The following is a 16,961-nucleotide window of genomic DNA, read 5'->3' as shown; positions in this document are numbered from 1 at the left end:
TCAATAAAAATATCAATTAAACTGATTTAAAAAAACGATAAAGAGAGATGATGATGGCGTCCCTACGGGGATTCGAACCCCGGTTACCGCCGTGAAAGGGCGATGTCCTAGGCCTCTAGACGATAGGGACGTTTAGAAGATGGCGGTATCTTATTGATCCGCCACTAAAGTGTCAACTAAATTTGGTGCTAGTTTGTTTAAAATGTAGCAAAACAGTTCAGCAGTTTTCTGTGTGTCATATAAAGCGGAGTGAGCTTCTTTACCATCAAACTCAATTCCAGCCTGAATACATGATTTGGCAAGTACCGTTTGTCCAAACATAACAGCACTTAAAGTCACTGTATCAAAAACAGAAAAGCTATGGAACGGATTTTGATTTTTGGTACCTGTGCGTGCAATTGCTGCTTGAACAAAACCTAAGTCGAAATGGGCATTATGACCAACCAAAACAGCATGCGTACAATTTTGTTCGCGACGAACATTATTGATGGCTTTAAATATGCGTTTTATAGCAGATTTTTCATCTTCAGCCATTGCGACGCGCATTGGATTAAAAGGGTCTATACCAATAAAATCTAAAGACCTACGATCTAGATTTGCACCTTCAAAAGGGTTGATATGTGCATGATACGCTTCACCAGGAACAAATTTTCCTTCAGCATCATAAACAATAGGAATAGCCGCAATTTCTAATAAAGCATCGGTTTGTGAATTAAAACCTGCTGTTTCAACATCGACAACAACAGGTAAAAATCCTCGAAAACGCTGACCAATGATTGGTAGAGTTTCGTCTGTCACAATTTTCTCCATTGAATGGTTTTTCCAGCATAAAGTGGAACAATTTTTTCACCATCCAAATAGTCTAAACTTTCTGGAATAATTTGATCTTCTTTCACTAGGGTGATGGTCTTCGTATTTCGTGGGAGACCATAGAAGTCCGCACCGAAGTGGCTAGCAAAGCCTTCAAGGCGTTCTATTTTGCCAACTTGATCAAACGCCTGAGCATAAAGCTCGATTGCTGTAGGTGCACTATAACAGCCTGCACAACCACATGCATTTTCTTTTGCATTTTTTGAATGTGGTGCGCTATCTGTACCAAGGAAAAATTGAGGATTTCCACTGGTTGCGACTTCTAATAATGTTTGTTGATGTGTTTGGCGTTTTAAAATAGGCAAACAATAGAAATGTGGTTTAACACCACCAACTAGCATGTCATTACGGTTAAATAATAAGTGTTGTGGTGTGATTGTTGCTGCGACATTTCGATCTTGTTCTAAAACAAACTGAGCTGCATCACTTGTTGTGATATGTTCAAGTACAATTTTAAGTTGTGGAAATTGTCTTAATAGCGGTGTTAGCACTTCATCGAGAAAGCGTTTTTCACGATCAAAAATATCAACATGATTATGTGTAACTTCACCGTGTAAAAGTAAAGGAACTTGATGTGTTTCTAATTGTTCAATTACTGCATAAACTTTACGAATATCGCTTACGCCATTGTCTGAATTCGTTGTTGCACCAGCAGGATAGAGCTTAATAGCATTTACATGTTCAGATTCTTTAATCTTTTTGACTTCATCTGGTGATGTGTGGTCAGTAAAATAAAGAACCATGCGAGGATCGAACTGAGTGTCTATTGGCACATGAGCTAAAATTCTTTCACGATATGCTTCAGCTTCAGCAACTGTTTTTACAGGTGGTACTAAATTTGGCATACAGATTGCTCGAGCAAATTGTCGAGCTAAATCGGGTACGGTTCTTTGAAGAGCAAGGCCGTCACGTAAATGTGCATGCCAATCATCTGGTTGAAGGATAGTAATCGTATTCAAAGCAGTTCAAACAATGCAAATAATATGAATGATAATCCAAATATAAAGAAAAAGATAATGACAAATTATAAAAATATGCTTGTATAAAAATAATTTTCTATTTTTTTGTCGATAAAAAAGAACTTTATTATCCAATAGTTTATTGCTGACTTAGAAGTGGTGCTTGATTTGTGCTGGATTTGACTATTTAAAATATAAATAGTGTGTTAACACATTTTGATTTGTAGCGAAGTGGATATAAAGTAGGCAAAAACTCTGTTTATATAAATAAATGATTCACTTGATTAGTTTACTGTTTTTTGTGGTAATTTTTTGTGTTTTATTGCGTGGAATAAAAAAACCGCTCAAAAGAGCGGCTTTTTTTAAAGATTTAACAAATTATTTGTTTTTATCTTTTAATTGAGGAACAGCAGAACCTGTACCTACAGCAAGTAAACCTGCACCAGTGTAGATACCTAATTTTGCGCGAGTATCTGTGATGTCTAGGTTACGCATAGTCAATTGACCAATACGATCTGCTGGAGAGAACATAGAGTCACCTTTTTCCATAGTTAAGCGTTCAGCTTCATATGTAAGGTTTTCAGATTCAGTGTTCATGATTGTGTAATCGTTACCACGACGAAGTTCTAAAGTTACTGTACCAGTAATTGCTTTAGCAACCCAACGTTGTGCAGTTTCACGAAGCATTAATGCTTGTGAATCGAACCAACGACCTTGGTATAATAAACGACCAAGACGTAAACCGTTAATACGGTATTGTTCAATCGTATCTTCGTTGTGAATACCAGTCACAAGACGCTCGTAAGCGATATGAAGAAGAGCCATACCAGGAGCTTCGTAGATACCACGAGATTTCGCTTCGATGATACGGTTTTCGATTTGGTCAGACATACCTAGACCGTGACGACCACCGATTTTGTTTGCTTCAAGAATAAACTCAACAGGATCTTCAATGCGTTGACCGTTGATTGCAACAGGGAAACCTTCTTCAAAAGTAATTGATACTTCTTCAGGAGCGATTTCAACGTCTTCTTTCCAGAATGCAACGCCCATAATTGGGTCAACGATTTTGATACCAGCATTTAGGTATTCAAGATCTTTTGCTTCGTGAGTCGCACCTAACATGTTTGAATCTGTTGAGTATGCTTTTTCTTTTGACATTTTATAGTCAAAGCCGTTGTCGATCAGGAATTGTGACATTTCCGCACGACCACCAAGCTCATCAATAAATGTTTGGTCTAACCAAGGCTTATAAATTTTTAGTGCTGGGTTTGTTAAAAGACCATAACGGTAGAAACGCTCAATGTCGTTACCTTTATAAGTCGAACCATCACCCCAGATATTTACATCATCTTCTTTCATTGCAGTAACAAGCATAGTACCTGTTACTGCACGACCTAAAGGTGTTGTATTGAAATAAGGAACACCACCTGTACTGATATGGAATGCACCACATTGAATTGCAGCAATACCTTCAAGTGCAAGTTGTAAGCGGCAATCAACTAATCGTGCTTTTACCGCACCATAAGCTTCAGCTTTTTTCGGAATAGCATCGTAGTCATCTTCATCTGGCTGACCTAAGTTTGCTGTGTAAGCATAAGGTTCAGCACCTTTTTGTTTCATCCACAATAAAGCAGCTGAAGTATCAAGACCACCAGAAAAGGCGATACCAACTTTTTTGCCTACCGGTACATTCTGCAAGATAGTTGCATTATCAGTCATTGTAAGTCCTAACTTTCTAAAACAGGCACCATATTTGGTGGCCAATGAGAATTTTAACTGGCAGATTATAGCACTTTTCCGAGGGCTTGTTTTTGCAAAAAATACATTTTTAAAAAATTTTAGGTCTTTTGTGGATTTTATCTCCAGAATTTTTTGGGTTTCAAGATTGGCTTAAATGAATAGTGAGAGATTATAGATTTGTTTTAGTTGAATTTAATTGGGGGATAAAGATGGAATTTAAGTCCTATTTTGAGGTGTTAGACTAAAGTTGAGTGAATGTTAAATGAGAAAAAGTGAAGAATTATTTTTTGATAAAAAACAATTGGATAATTAATTTTTTATAGATGCTTTCGGATCGCTATTTAATTTAAGTTACTCATTTAAATTGGTATGACCATTTATTGTTATTGAACTTCTTTTACTTAGAAATTAAGATAATTATAAGGATTTAGGTGTTTATTTTTTTTGTTGAAATAAACATTGGTATTACCAATATGATTTTTAAAGTGGGTTTATATAAAAGTTGAGCATTTCAAGGAGATGAGAATGCTGCAATCATGGCAACAGATTTATGATCCAATGGGGAATATTTGGCTATCTAGCCTAATTGCGCTTATTCCTATTGTATTTTTCTTTTTTGCATTGGCTGTCTTTCGTTTAAAAGGGAGCGTTGCGGGAACAATTACTGTAATTTTGGCATTGGGCGTTTCGTTATTTGCATATGATATGCCTGCGATGATGGCATTCGCTTCCTTGATTTATGGCTTTTTATATGGTCTGTGGCCAATTGCATGGATTATTGTTGGTGCAGTTTTTCTGTATAAAATTTCAGTTAAAACAGGGCAGTTTAGCGTTATTCGAGCTTCTATTTTATCCATTACTGAAGATCAACGTTTACAAATGCTTTTAGTAGGTTTTGCCTTTGGTACTTTTTTAGAAGGTGCTGCAGGTTTTGGTGCACCAGTTGCAATTACAGCGGCTTTATTGGTTGGATTAGGGTTTAAACCTTTATATGCTGCTGGTTTATGTTTAATTGTAAATACAGCTCCTGTTGCATTTGGTGCGATGGGTATTCCAATTATTGTGGCAGGTCAGGTTTCTGGTGTTGAAACTCTAGAAATTAGTAAGATGGTAGGTCGCCAATTACCATTTATGGTGCCGATTGTGCTGTTTTGGATTATGGCAATCATGGATGGCTGGCGTGGTGTTAAAGAAACATGGCCTGCGGTAATTGTAGGTGGTGGTGCATTTGCTATTGCTCAATATTTAACATCAAATTTTGTAGGTCCAGAATTACCAGACATTACCGCAGCAATTGCATCTTTAGTTGCTCTTACAGTGCTATTGAAATTTTGGCAACCAAAACATATTTTCCGTTTTAATCAAGAAGACCAAAATGTTGATGGGAGCTTAGAAGAAGAAAAGCAAAAGAAATATACCTTGGGGCAAATTGCAAAAGCATGGTCTCCATTTGCTATTTTAACGGTTATGGTAACAATTTGGAGCATTAAGCCATTTAAGGATTTATTTGCCAAAGGTGGTGCTTTACATGACTTAGTGATTTCAATCCAAGTGCCATATTTACATCAGCTTGTGCAAAAAATGCCGCCTGTTGTTGCTGATGTTCAAGATTATGATGCAGTTTTTAAGTTTGATTGGTTGTCTGCAACAGGGACTGCAATTTTTATTGCGGCAGTGATTACAATCATTTATTTAAAAATGAAACCTAAAGAAGCGATTTCAACATTTGCCGAAACAATCTATGAATTAAAAACACCAATTTATTCAATTGGTATGGTGTTAGCATTTGCTTTTATTGCAAATTATTCAGGAATGTCTGCAACATTAGCTTTAGCACTTGCACATACTGGACATGCTTTCACTTTCTTCTCTCCATTCTTAGGATGGATTGGCGTGTTTTTAACAGGTTCAGATACATCGGCAAATGCATTGTTCTCTGCATTACAAGCGACAACGGCACAGCAAATTGGTGTTCCAGAAGTATTGTTGGTTGCAGCAAATACTAGTGGTGGTGTAACAGGGAAAATGATTTCACCACAATCAATTGCAATTGCATGTGCAGCCGTAGGTTTGGTGGGTAAAGAATCAGATTTATTCCGATTTACTGTAAAACACAGTATCGTTTTTACCATCATGATCGGTATTATGATTACCTTACAAGCTTATGTGTTCCCATGGATGATTCCATGACATGCAACAAAAGGTAATTGCAAATGAAAGTCTCTGACAAAGTCGTACAAAACTTACGTGTATTTATTCAAAAAAATGAAATGCAAGTCGGAGACCGTTTGCCTGCTGAACGTAAATTATGTGAGTTATTGGCTGTTTCTCGTTCTTCTTTACGTGAAGCGATTCAACAGTTAATTAGTCAAGGGATTTTGGTCAGTAAAGTTGGTGCAGGTACTTATGTGCAGCAAGTTCCAGTAGATTGGTCACAGCATCAAATTGTACAACCTTTAAGTAATTTAATTGATCAAGATCCTGAATATCGCTTTGATGTTCAGGAATCACGATTAATTTTAGAGGGCGGTACAGCATGGTATGCAGCACAACGTGCAACAGCAGAAGATATTGCCAAAATAAGACAATGTTATGAGCGTATCGCACATTATCAAGCGATTGGTGATGATGATGAAGCTGCAAGAGCAGATGCTAAATTTCATCTTGCAATTGCAGAAGCTTCACATAATGTCGTGCTGATTCAAGTCATGCGAAGTTTATTTAATTTGTTGGAATTTAATGTCGTTTTAGGGCGACGTAAAGTTTATTCGGAATCACATCGTTTTGATCAATTGCAAGATCAGCACTTAAGCGTTATGACGGCAATTGAAAATCAAGATCCAGAAGCTGCGAAAAATGCAGTATGTGGGCATATTGAGTTTGTCATTCGACAAGTACGTTCTATAGATGAAGAAGAAGCTCGTCAACAGCGTGCAAGTCGATTAAACAGGATTTAAATTATGATTATTTCTTCTGCAAATGATTACCGTGAAGCGGCAAAGCGTCGTTTACCTCCATTTTTGTTTCATTATATTGATGGTGGTGCATACGCAGAATATACGTTAAAACGCAATGTAGAAGATTTATCAAAAATTGCGCTTAGACAACGTGTTTTAAATGATATGTCAGAGCTAAGTTTGGAAACAAAGCTTTTTGATGAAACTTTATCTATGCCTGTGGCTTTGTCTCCTGTTGGTTTAACAGGAATGTATGCACGTCGTGGTGAAGTTCAGGCTGCAGTTGCAGCAGATAAAAAAGGAATTCCATTTACTTTATCTACAGTTTCTGTTTGTCCAATTGAAGAAGTTGCACCCGCAATTCAACGTCCAATGTGGTTTCAACTTTATGTATTGCGTGACCGTGGGTTTATGCGTAATGCATTAGAACGTGCAAAAGCTGCGGGCTGTTCAACTTTAGTATTTACCGTAGATATGCCTGTACCGGGTGCACGTTATAGAGATGCTCACTCGGGCATGAGTGGTCCAAATGCCGCAATGCGTCGTTATATACAATCATGTTTCCATCCACATTGGGCTTGGAATGTTGGCATGATGGGGCGTCCTCATGACTTGGGAAATATCTCAAAATATTTGGGTAAACCAACAGGCTTAGAAGATTATATCGGTTGGTTAGGCAATAACTTTGATCCATCAATTTCATGGAAAGACTTAGAGTGGATTCGTGAGTTTTGGGATGGACCTATGGTAATTAAGGGTATTTTAGACCCTGAAGATGCCAAAGATGCGGTGCGTTTTGGTGCTGATGGTATTGTGGTATCGAATCATGGCGGTCGTCAGTTGGATGGTGTTTTATCTTCTGCTCGTGCTTTACCTCCTATTGCTGATGCGGTTAAAGGTGATATTAAAATTCTTGCAGATTCTGGCATTCGTAACGGTTTAGATGTTGTACGCATGTTGGCATTGGGTGCAGACACCTGTATGTTGGGTCGTGCATTTGTTTATGCTTTAGGTGCTGCAGGTGGCGCAGGTGTTAGTAATTTACTTGATTTAATTGATAAAGAAATGCGTGTAGCAATGACCTTGACAGGGGCTAAAACGATTGCAGATATTAGCTCTGATTGTTTGGTGAAGTTAGAAAAAGAACTTCGTTAAGTCATTTCAAATTTAATTTTTATAAGTTTAGCGCATTTTCAGCAATAAAATTCCTTCTTCTTGAGTTCTGAGTGTCTTCATCATCTTAGACGGAGAAGGAATGTATGCTAGATATGGAAGTTGTAAAATATGAATACCTTATCTGCTTCAAAAGAAATCCTTCAAAAACTTATTCATGTTGTTGGGAAACAGCATGTGCTTACAGAAGATAGTGATACTCGTTTATACCGTCAGGGGCGCCGCTATGGTTCTGGAGAAGTTTTTGCTGTAGTTGCTCCTGGCTCGCTCATTGAACAATGGAAAGTATTACAGCTTGCTGTTGAAGCAGATTTTATTGTGATTATGCAGGCTGCAAATACAGGATTAACAGGTGGGTCAACTCCTTTTGGCGAATATGATCGACCTGTCATTGTGTTAAGTACACGCCGTCTTAAAGGTATTCAAGTGATTCAAGATGGTAAGCAAGTAGTTTGCTTACCGGGTGCAACTTTAGATGCTTTAGAAAAAGAACTAGCAGGTTATAACCGAGAACCACATTCGGTAATTGGTTCATCATGTATTGGAGCATCTGTACTTGGTGGAGTATGTAATAACTCGGGTGGTGCTTTGGTACGCAGAGGTCCTGCTTATACGGAATTAGCTTTGTATGCACGAGTTAATGAAGATGGTTCTCTAGAGTTGATTAACCACTTGGGTATTGATTTAGGTCAAACGCCTGAAGAAATATTATTGAATTTAGAACATAAAAAATATAATGCCGTAGATGTACGACAAGAAGAACATCGCTGTGCGTCAGATCAGCGTTATTCACATGATGTTTGTCAGGTTGATGAAAATACGCCTGCACGTTTTAATGCTGATCCAACACGTTTGTTTGAAGCTTCAGGTTCTGCTGGAAAAGTGTGTGTATTTGCGGTTCGTTTAGATACCTTTGAAAAAATTCCAAGTCAGGTATTTTATGTAGGTACAAATTCACATGATGATTTAACAGAAATTCGTCGCTTTTTATTAAAAGATCTGCCAAGAGTACCTATTGCAGGTGAGTATATACATCGTGTTGCTTATGACATTGGTGCAGAATTTGGTAAAGATACATTTATGTTTATTGAAAAGTTCGGGACAGCTAAAGTTCCTGCTGCTTTTGCAATGAAAGATAAAGTAGATGGATATTTACAGAAATTTGGCTTACGTGGTTTAAGCGATAAAGTTCTGCAATGGGTAACAAAATTTTTGCCCTCTCATTTGCCAAAACGAATGAATGAATTTCGAGATTTATATGAGCATCATTTAGTTCTTCGGATTGAACATCAGGATGCGGAACAAGTTACGAAATTTTTCACAGATTATTTTAAGCAACATACAACAGGAGATTTTTTTTGTTGTACAGACGAAGAAGGTCGAAAAGCATTTTTACATCGCTTTGCAGTTGCAGGTGCGGCTATCCGCTACCGAGATACACATTTAAGTGAAGTTGAAGATATAGTCGCACTTGATATTGCTTTACGCCGTAATGACCGTGAATGGGTAGAAACCTTACCTAAAGAAATGGATGAAAAAATTTTACATAAATTGTATTACGGGCATTTCTTATGTCATGTTTTTCATCAAGATTATATTGTGAAAAAAGGTGTTGATCCTTTAGCAATGGAACATGAAATGTGGAAGTTGTTAGATGATCGCGGAGCGGAATATCCTGCAGAACATAATGTGGGGCATTTGTATGTTGCTAAACCTGCATTAAAAAATCATTATCAAAAATTAGATCCAACCAATAGCTTTAATGTGGGTATTGGCTACACCTCTAAATTAAAAAATTGGAAATAAATCTGAAAAATTAAAATCATGGCAAAGTATAAAAGCCCTATTAAAGGCGTAGCAAAAGCTACGTCTTTTTTTAATTGACTTTAAGGTCAGAAAAATTTAACGATGAGCCATCTACAAAAGTATAAAAAAAGCCTAGAGTACAAAGGAGTAAGTGATCAAATATAGAAGAAAAGGATTCATCATGACGACACGCTATACGCACCTTTTAAAACCTTTAGATTTAGGATTTACCAAATTAAAAAATCGCGTTGTGATGGGTTCAATGCATACAGGGCTCGAAGATCGTTTTTATAACTATCCTAAATTAGCTGCATATTTTGAAGAACGGGCTAAAGGTGGCGTAGGTCTTATGATCACAGGAGGGATTTCACCAAATAAACAGGGGTGGTTATTACCTGTTGGTGGAACAATGAATCAACTTGGAGATGTTGTCCCACATAGACTTGTGACGCAAGCGGTACACCGTCATGGGGCTAAAATTTTATTACAAATTTTACATGCAGGTCGTTATGGATATCAGCCATTTGTTGTTTCAGCAAGTCCAATAAAATCACCTATTTCACCTTTTAAACCAAGACAGCTGAGTGAAAAACAAATTTTTAGCACGATTAAGGACTATGTTAAAACCGCTAGCTTAGCGAAAAAGGCCGGCTATGATGGTGTAGAAATTATGGGTTCAGAAGGTTATTTGCTGAATCAATTTTTAAGTCGTCATGTGAATCAGCGTACAGATGCTTGGGGTGGTGCTATTGAAAACCGTATGCGTTTTGCGGTTGAAATTGTCAAAGCAATTCGTGAAGCAATTGGTGAAAAATTTATTATTTGCTTTCGCTTGTCTGTGATTGATTTGGTTCACAATGGTAATACGATGGATGAAGTAATTACTGTGGCTAAAGCTTTAGAAAAGGCTGGGGTGACGTTAATGAATTCAGGTATTGGATGGCATGAAGCACGTATTCCAACCATTGTGACATCAGTTCCACGTGCGGCATTTGTTGATTATACCGCAGAAGTGAAAAAGCATATTTCAGTACCGATCATTGCATCAAACCGAATTAATATGCCAGATGTTGCTGAACAAATTTTAGCGAATGGGCAAGCAGATATGGTGTCTATGGCACGCCCATTCTTAGCAGATCCATTTTGGGTGTCTAAAACGGTAACCAATCGCGTAGATGAAATTAATACATGTATTGCGTGTAACCAAGCATGTTTAGATCATACTTTTAAGAATATTCGTGCAACTTGTTTAGTTAATCCAAGAGCAGCTTATGAAACAGAGTTGGTTTATCGTAAAACTAAAAAAATAAAAAGAGTTGCCGTTGTTGGTGGTGGTGTAGCAGGAATGTCTGCCGCAATTGTGGCAGCGGAGCGAGGTCATCAAGTCACTTTGTTTGAGGCTAAAGCAGAAGTGGGTGGACAATTTAATTTGGCAAAAGTGGTTCCTGGTAAAGAAGAATTTCACGAAACTATTCGTTATTTTAAAGTCCAATTAGAGAAAATGGCTGTAGATGTTCGATTGAATACCAAAATTAATAGAGAGCAATTAGAACGAGAAGGTTTTGAAGATGTCATTGTGGCGACAGGTGTTATTCCACGTCAATTGAACATACAGGGAAGTCATCGTCCTGAAGTTTTATCTTATGCCGATGTTTTAAATGGTGCAGAGGTAGGGCAACGTGTAGCGATTATTGGTGCGGGTGGTATAGGTTTTGATGTTGCAGAATACTTATTAAAACCGCCAACTCAAATACAACCACAATTAATTGAAGAGTGGAAGAAAGAATGGGGTGTAGATACACATGCTCATTATGATTCCGAAGGTGGCATGCAGAATATAGAAATTGCTCCGCCAATAAGAGAAATTTATTTATTACAACGCAAAATGACATCTGTTGGTGCAGGGCTTGGAAAAACAACAGGATGGGTGCATCGAGCACAATTAAAGAAACATAAAGTACAAATGTTACGTGGTGTGGAATATCAATCTGTAACGAATGAAGGTCTATGGATTAAACATGCACAGCAAGACCAATTATTACGTGTAGATACTGTTGTTGTTTGTGCAGGACAGGAGTCTGTAAATGAAATTATGCCTAAAGAGGGTGAAAATACCATTGCTCATTATCATTTAATTGGTGGGGCAAAACTTGCTGCCGAGCTTGATGCAAAGCGTGCAATACGTGAAGGTGCTGAAATTGCAGCCAAATTATAATGTTTTTTTGTATATTTGGTGAAACATTATTCGTTTGAGTGTTTTTATATGATTTTTTACTTGTCATAAATGTAAAAACTGATATTATGACGCCCATGGAAGCGTGGCAGAGCGGTTTAATGCACCGGTCTTGAAAACCGACGAGGGCTTATACCCCTCCGTGAGTTCGAATCTCACCGCTTCCGCCAAATTCAAAAGAAGCCCTGACAATGTCAGGGCTTCTTTTTTTTAAGAAAAATATTGTTGCTTGAATTAAATTTTATTAAAAAAAGCTACTTAAATAAGTAGCTTTTAATTTTTAAATGCTTAAAGCAATATTCTAAACTTAAATATAATAACTAGTTTTGGTCATTAATTTAGAAATAGCTGTCATTGTAATACGGACAGGAAGTGGTAAATCTACGCCACCTGCTTGTAAAGCAGTGTCACGGTGATGTAACTCATCTTCATTCATTTGTTCAAGAATTTTTAATGAACGCTTATCGCTTTCTGGAAGTTGTCCAATATGATCCATTAAGTGCAAACTCACTTGGCGTTCAGTTTCTGCAACAAAACCTAAGCTATATTTGTCACCCGCAACACCAGCAAGAGCGCCCATTGTAAAAGACAATGAATACCAAACAGGATTAAGTAAGCTAGGTACGCTATCAAGTTCTTTTAAACGATCTTCACACCAAGCTAAATGATCTTGTTCTTCAATCGCTGCTTGTTCCATTTCACGACGCACATTAGGTAGTTTTGCTGTTAAAGCTTGACCATGATAAAGCGCTTGAGCACAAACTTCACCGCTATGGTTAACTCGCATAAGACCTGCGACATGACGCGCATCTTTTACTCCTAATTGAGCTTTTTCACTGTTGCCAGGATTTTCACGATGAGCAGATGTTGCTCCAGGTACAAGGCTACGTAAAGCTTGGTCGAATGACTGAATGAGCTTATCGACACCTGTATATTGACGCATGGATTAATCCTCCAGTGAAACGTGTGCAATTTTTAATAATGATTTTAATTTGATTAATAACCAAATTGAAAAAATTGCACTTAAAACAGCAGTAATGCAAAACAGTATTTTAATATCTATATTTAAAATACTTAAAATGATAATAGAAAATATAGCAGAACTTACCATAAAAACGGCATTTAAAATGTTATTTGCTGCGACAACGCGCGCGCGATGTGAGCGAGGTGAATAAGCCTGCATCATCGTGTATAGCGGAACAATATAAAAACCACCACTAATGCCTAACAAAGTCACCGCAATTAAAATATGATGATAAGTTCCACCTAAATTTAAAATTTCACTAATTCCAAGTAATTCGTCTGTAGATGATGGAACAAAGTGTAAACTGGCTGCTAAATAAAGTGCGCATAGCGTTAAGCCTATAGCACCAATAGGTACCATTTTAATGTTAACTTCTGCGCCTCCAATTTTTCGACACAGCATAGAACCAACACCAATACCAACAGAAAATAATGTTAATAATAAAATCACGACATTTTCATTGCCGTGCATATTTTCTAAAGTCATTTGAGGAATTTGAGTTAAATAAGTTGCGCCGTAAAACCAATACCAAGAGTTTCCAAGTAAAATGGCGAAAACTAAAGGTAAGCTTTTAGCATATTGAATAGTTTGGAAGCTAGTTCTGAAAAAATTCCAATCAATTGTTATATCTGGTGCAGTAATGGGTTGTTTTAAAATAAAGCGACTTGAGATATAGCCAAGAACTGCAATGATCAGTACGGTTAAGCTAATCCAAATTAAATTTCCACCTGCAGATGAAATAACAGCACCACCTAAAATCATGCCAATTAAAATTGCCAAAGATGTACCTGTTTGAAACAGTGCATTTCCAGACATTAATTCATTCGGTTTTAATATTTCGGGTAAAATAGCGTATTTAATTGGGCCAAAAAATGTTGAATGTGTTCCCATTAAAAATAAAGCAAGAAGTAAAATCCAAACATTACCTAATAGAAAACCTGCGGTACCAATTAGCATAATGAAAATTTCAATAGTTTTAATTGCGCGAATTAATAGAGATCGTTCATATTTGTCTGCAATTTGTCCTGCGGTAGCAGAAAAAATAAAATAAGGTAATATGAAAAGTAATGCTGCTAAGTTATTGAGCATACCTATATCAGAAACTTGCTGTTTAATCATTCCATAGGTAATGACCAATAAAAGTGCCTGTTTAAATACATTGTCGTTAAGTGCACCGAAAAACTGGGTAAGAAACATCGGTAAAAAACGACGTGTACTCAGTAAAGGCTCATTTTTTTCCATAATTTATGTACTGCATTCAAAATTTATTAAGAATTGTCACGATTTAATGTAATTATATAAAAATCAGGTATGATCTACAGAAATTTTCCACAAGAAAGTTTGTATTTGTATAAAAATTTATGTTTTCATTCATATTGAATATCCGTCATAACTAATCAGTTTATCGAGTTTGTATGTCTGCACATTTGAAGTTTAAAAAGTCAGCACTATCTGTCAGTATGACTTCCATTTTTCAGTGGAAACATGCAAAACATGTATATGTGAGTTTATTTTTAAGTTTTATGAGCAATCAAATTTTTGCTGAATCTTTGGATAATCTTCAACATGAGAAAACCGAGAATATTCAAGAAAAAAGTGATAGTAAAGAAAAAATAGATGAACAGTTTACTATAAAAGATAAATATCCAGCAGATAAACCACAAGAAAAGACTGAACTCTCAAATATGGAGATGGATTTTCCCAATAGTGTTGAGATGCTCAATCAACAATTAAGTCATAATGAAGATATTAAAGAATTTCAAAATATTAATTTAGATGATTTAGAAGCGATGCCTTCATTTAATCTAAATCAAGATATGGTTAATGAAATTTATGCTGTTGCAGATGAAGCAAAAAAAGAAGCACTAGCTTATAGGGCAAATCAGCAAAATGAGGTTGTGGTCAATGAGGCTACAAAACAAGAGTTAGCTGAGATTAATTTTGCACCAATTAATGTCAATCAGCTTATGAATAATATTCAAGCTGAAAGTAAAATTGTTGTTGAGGCAAATGAAACAGGTGCAACATTAGGTGAATTAGGTTTACAACAAGATCAAGTTGAAGATCAGAAAAAGCAAAATGTCTTCAAACGAATTTTTAACTCGATTAAGCCTAAAAATGATAAAGATGATGAAAATACAGCAGCCGCTTCAAGAATTACAGCGCATGTGCACTTAGTTGATGATGGTCGAAGTTATGCATTAGATAAAAAAGAAATTGCAGCTCAACAAAAATTAAAAGCCAATATTGAGGCAAAATTATCGAGTTATACCGTAGAAGTTTTTGATGATTATTCAGCGGCTGTTCCTCAATTACGTGAATTATCAAAAAATGCAGCTGAAGCAGTTGGTTTTTATAATGCAGTTTTCCGATTTGAAAAAAAGGGAAAGGCCCTTTTAGATGTTTATGTTGAGCCGAATGCTCCAGTTATTGTAGATAATCAAAATATTGAATTCACTGGAACGGGTGCTTCATTACCACAGTTTCAAATTATTGGTATTTTACCTGACTTGCAAGTGGGCGATGTTTTAAATCAGGGGTTATATACTAAAACTAAAGATCGAATCACTGAAGCTGCTACAAATTTTGGTTATTTTGATTCGTATTGGCGTATTCATGATTTACAAATTTTTCAACCTGAAAATGAAGCGGATATCACTTTAAAATTTGAAACAGGAAATCGTTATAAATTAGGCTTAGCAGAATTTACCATGAGTGATCCAACTAAAGAAATTCCTTTAGATATGGATGTCTTAGAAAAAATGGTACCTTGGAAACCAGGTCAAGATTATGCGTTATGGCGTGTTACGGGCTTAGTAAATAATTTAACGAATTCACGTTATTTTAATTACACACTTGTCGATACGATTATTCCTGATCCAATTGAAAAGCCACTGGAACTTACTGATGATGTTAAAGCATTATTGGCAGAAGAAGATGTTCCTGATGATATTCGAGCTCAATTAAATCATCAACATGAACTCACTTCTAATAAGGAAGTCACTCAAAACTTGGTAAATGAAGCTGAGTTTGCGGGGACATCAGTTGGTAAAAGTCGTTCATTCTCAGACGTTGATCAGGCTGAAGAAGACAGTAAAAAAGTAAAAACAGAACAATTAAAGATAAAAGCACGAGAAGATGAAACAGTTCCAGTTTTAGTTACACTTAATGCAGACCGTTTAAATAGTGCTGAAGCTGGTTTAGGCTATGGTTCAGATACGGGTTTTCGTTTAAGGGGACAGTATCGCCGTGCTATTGTAAACCGGCGTGGTCACTCATTCGATGCGAACTTGGAGTTATCTCAAATCAGACAATCGGCTGAAGGTCGTTATAATATTCCTTTTAATCATCCACTTAATGATTATTTTACTTTGGTCGCTGGTTATGAACGTGAAGAACGCAAACGAATTAGCCAAACGGGAGATTTGCAAACAGAAGCAGGTGTTGCAGGTGTTGACCGTATTATTAAAAACCCATTTGGTGGATGGCAACAAATTTGGAGTACTCGATATCGTTTAGATCGCTTATCTGGTGATGCACTTGATGTTGTGAATTGGGATGATGTTCCAAATTGGTTTAAAGCGAATACAAAATCACAGCAGGAATCTTTGTTGTTTGGTTATGAAATTTCACGTATAGATGCGAATAAACGTGTTAATCCAACACGTGGTTTTAGTCAAAGCTATAAAATTGAACTAGGAAGTGACAAATTATTGACCGATACCAACATGGCAATTGCAAATGCTGGTTGGAAGTTCTTGTTTTCATATGGTGAAAATGATAATAATCAAATACTTGGTCGAGGAAATCTTGGTTATATTTTCACAAAAGACTTTAATGCAGTTCCCTATAATTTAAGATACTTTGCTGGTGGTGACCAAACCATACGTGGTTTTGATTATAAGTCACTTTCTCCTGAAGTTTTTGGCATTAAAATTGGTGGTCAAGCTCTGGCTGTTGGTTCAGTAGAATATAATTACCAATTTATGGAAGGATGGCGTGCTGCTGTTTTTAGTGACTTTGGTAATGCATATGATAAAGAATTTAATACTCCAACAGCGTATAGTATTGGTTTAGGATTAAGATGGGCATCACCAATTGGACCAATTCGTATAGATTTAGCTTCAGGTATTTCTGATAAAGATCATCCTATTCGACTACATTTTTTCATTGGCCCGCAAATTTAAAGGTTTGAT

11 protein-coding genes and 2 tRNA genes are annotated in these 16,961 nt (G+C 36.6%); 7 read left to right on the top strand and 6 right to left on the bottom strand.

What is annotated here, in order from left to right; translation table 11 throughout:
• Window positions 1-54 precede the first annotated feature (54 nt).
• From AOY20_RS12900 to argG, 4 genes are all read right to left on the bottom strand, one after another.
• A tRNA-Glu gene (locus AOY20_RS12900) sits at window positions 55-130 on the bottom strand.
• Between the two features lie 20 nt (window positions 131-150).
• Complete coding sequence (rnt, locus tag AOY20_RS12895; RefSeq protein WP_162490449.1) at window positions 151-810, bottom strand: ribonuclease T; 660 nt, start codon at window positions 808-810, stop codon at window positions 151-153.
• Entirely contained in the window at window positions 795-1,829 is a 1,035-nt protein-coding gene (gene pyrC / locus AOY20_RS12890) for a dihydroorotase (protein WP_054582241.1), read from the bottom strand. Before pyrC ends, rnt begins: the two co-directional genes overlap by 16 nt.
• 378 nt (window positions 1,830-2,207) lie before the next feature.
• Window positions 2,208-3,551 carry an argininosuccinate synthase gene (gene argG / locus AOY20_RS12885; RefSeq protein ID WP_054582240.1) on the bottom strand — a complete coding sequence of 448 codons (1,344 nt, stop codon included), beginning with the start codon at window positions 3,549-3,551 and terminating at the stop codon, window positions 2,208-2,210.
• Window positions 3,552-4,091: 540 nt separating this feature from the next.
• On the opposite strand from argG, the gene lldP reads away from it, so the two are divergent.
• From lldP to AOY20_RS12855, 6 genes are all read left to right on the top strand, one after another.
• The gene (gene lldP, locus AOY20_RS12880; protein WP_171250418.1) at window positions 4,092-5,762 is read left to right on the top strand and encodes an L-lactate permease; all 1,671 of its coding nucleotides are present in this window, start codon (window positions 4,092-4,094) and stop codon (window positions 5,760-5,762) included.
• Window positions 5,763-5,785: 23 nt separating this feature from the next.
• Window positions 5,786-6,529, top strand: coding sequence for a transcriptional regulator LldR (gene lldR / locus AOY20_RS12875; RefSeq protein ID WP_054582238.1), 744 nt, complete (start codon window positions 5,786-5,788; stop codon window positions 6,527-6,529).
• Window positions 6,530-6,532: 3 nt separating this feature from the next.
• A complete protein-coding gene (gene lldD / locus AOY20_RS12870) occupies window positions 6,533-7,684 on the top strand; it encodes an FMN-dependent L-lactate dehydrogenase LldD (RefSeq protein ID WP_054582237.1) in 1,152 nt (383 codons plus the stop codon).
• A gap of 129 nt (window positions 7,685-7,813) precedes the next feature.
• Complete coding sequence (gene dld / locus AOY20_RS12865; RefSeq protein ID WP_054582236.1) at window positions 7,814-9,508, top strand: D-lactate dehydrogenase; 1,695 nt, start codon at window positions 7,814-7,816, stop codon at window positions 9,506-9,508.
• 181 nt (window positions 9,509-9,689) lie between these two features.
• The gene (locus AOY20_RS12860; protein ID WP_054582235.1) at window positions 9,690-11,723 is read left to right on the top strand and encodes an NADPH-dependent 2,4-dienoyl-CoA reductase; all 2,034 of its coding nucleotides are present in this window, start codon (window positions 9,690-9,692) and stop codon (window positions 11,721-11,723) included.
• 97 nt (window positions 11,724-11,820) lie between these two features.
• Window positions 11,821-11,911, top strand: a tRNA-Ser gene (locus AOY20_RS12855).
• Window positions 11,912-12,048: 137 nt separating this feature from the next.
• On the opposite strand, the gene coq7 is transcribed toward AOY20_RS12855, so the two are convergent.
• Complete coding sequence (coq7, locus tag AOY20_RS12850) at window positions 12,049-12,684, bottom strand: 2-polyprenyl-3-methyl-6-methoxy-1,4-benzoquinone monooxygenase (protein ID WP_054582234.1); 636 nt, start codon at window positions 12,682-12,684, stop codon at window positions 12,049-12,051.
• Window positions 12,685-12,687: 3 nt separating this feature from the next.
• A complete protein-coding gene (locus AOY20_RS12845) occupies window positions 12,688-14,007 on the bottom strand; it encodes an MFS transporter (RefSeq protein ID WP_054582233.1) in 1,320 nt (439 codons plus the stop codon).
• A 173-nt stretch (window positions 14,008-14,180) separates the two neighbouring features.
• Here AOY20_RS12845 and AOY20_RS12840 point away from each other — a divergent pair, with 173 nt between their 5' ends.
• Window positions 14,181-16,952, top strand: coding sequence for an autotransporter assembly complex protein TamA (locus AOY20_RS12840; RefSeq protein WP_054582232.1), 2,772 nt, complete (start codon window positions 14,181-14,183; stop codon window positions 16,950-16,952).
• Window positions 16,953-16,961: the final 9 nt, after the last annotated feature.

The sequence above is a fragment of the Acinetobacter equi genome (genome assembly GCF_001307195.1).
Taxonomy (GTDB): Bacteria; Pseudomonadota; Gammaproteobacteria; order Pseudomonadales; family Moraxellaceae; genus Acinetobacter; species Acinetobacter equi.
Note: the sequence above shows the minus strand (reverse complement) of the source record. Positions and strands in the feature narration are given on the sequence as shown.

What these genes read in the sequence shown, in the direction of transcription:
- lldR (WP_054582238.1), top strand. Translation starts at nt 5,786, where the DNA reads ATGAAAGTCTCTGACAAAGTCGTACAAAACTTACGTGTATTTATTCAA.
- rnt (WP_162490449.1), bottom strand. Translation starts at nt 810, where the DNA reads ATGGAGAAAATTGTGACAGACGAAACTCTACCAATCATTGGTCAGCGT.
- AOY20_RS12845 (WP_054582233.1), bottom strand. Translation starts at nt 14,007, where the DNA reads ATGGAAAAAAATGAGCCTTTACTGAGTACACGTCGTTTTTTACCGATG.
- lldD (WP_054582237.1), top strand. Translation starts at nt 6,533, where the DNA reads ATGATTATTTCTTCTGCAAATGATTACCGTGAAGCGGCAAAGCGTCGT.
- lldP (WP_171250418.1), top strand. Translation starts at nt 4,092, where the DNA reads ATGAGAATGCTGCAATCATGGCAACAGATTTATGATCCAATGGGGAAT.
- AOY20_RS12860 (WP_054582235.1), top strand. Translation starts at nt 9,690, where the DNA reads ATGACGACACGCTATACGCACCTTTTAAAACCTTTAGATTTAGGATTT.
- AOY20_RS12840 (WP_054582232.1), top strand. Translation starts at nt 14,181, where the DNA reads ATGTCTGCACATTTGAAGTTTAAAAAGTCAGCACTATCTGTCAGTATG.
- dld (WP_054582236.1), top strand. Translation starts at nt 7,814, where the DNA reads ATGAATACCTTATCTGCTTCAAAAGAAATCCTTCAAAAACTTATTCAT.
- coq7 (WP_054582234.1), bottom strand. Translation starts at nt 12,684, where the DNA reads ATGCGTCAATATACAGGTGTCGATAAGCTCATTCAGTCATTCGACCAA.
- argG (WP_054582240.1), bottom strand. Translation starts at nt 3,551, where the DNA reads ATGACTGATAATGCAACTATCTTGCAGAATGTACCGGTAGGCAAAAAA.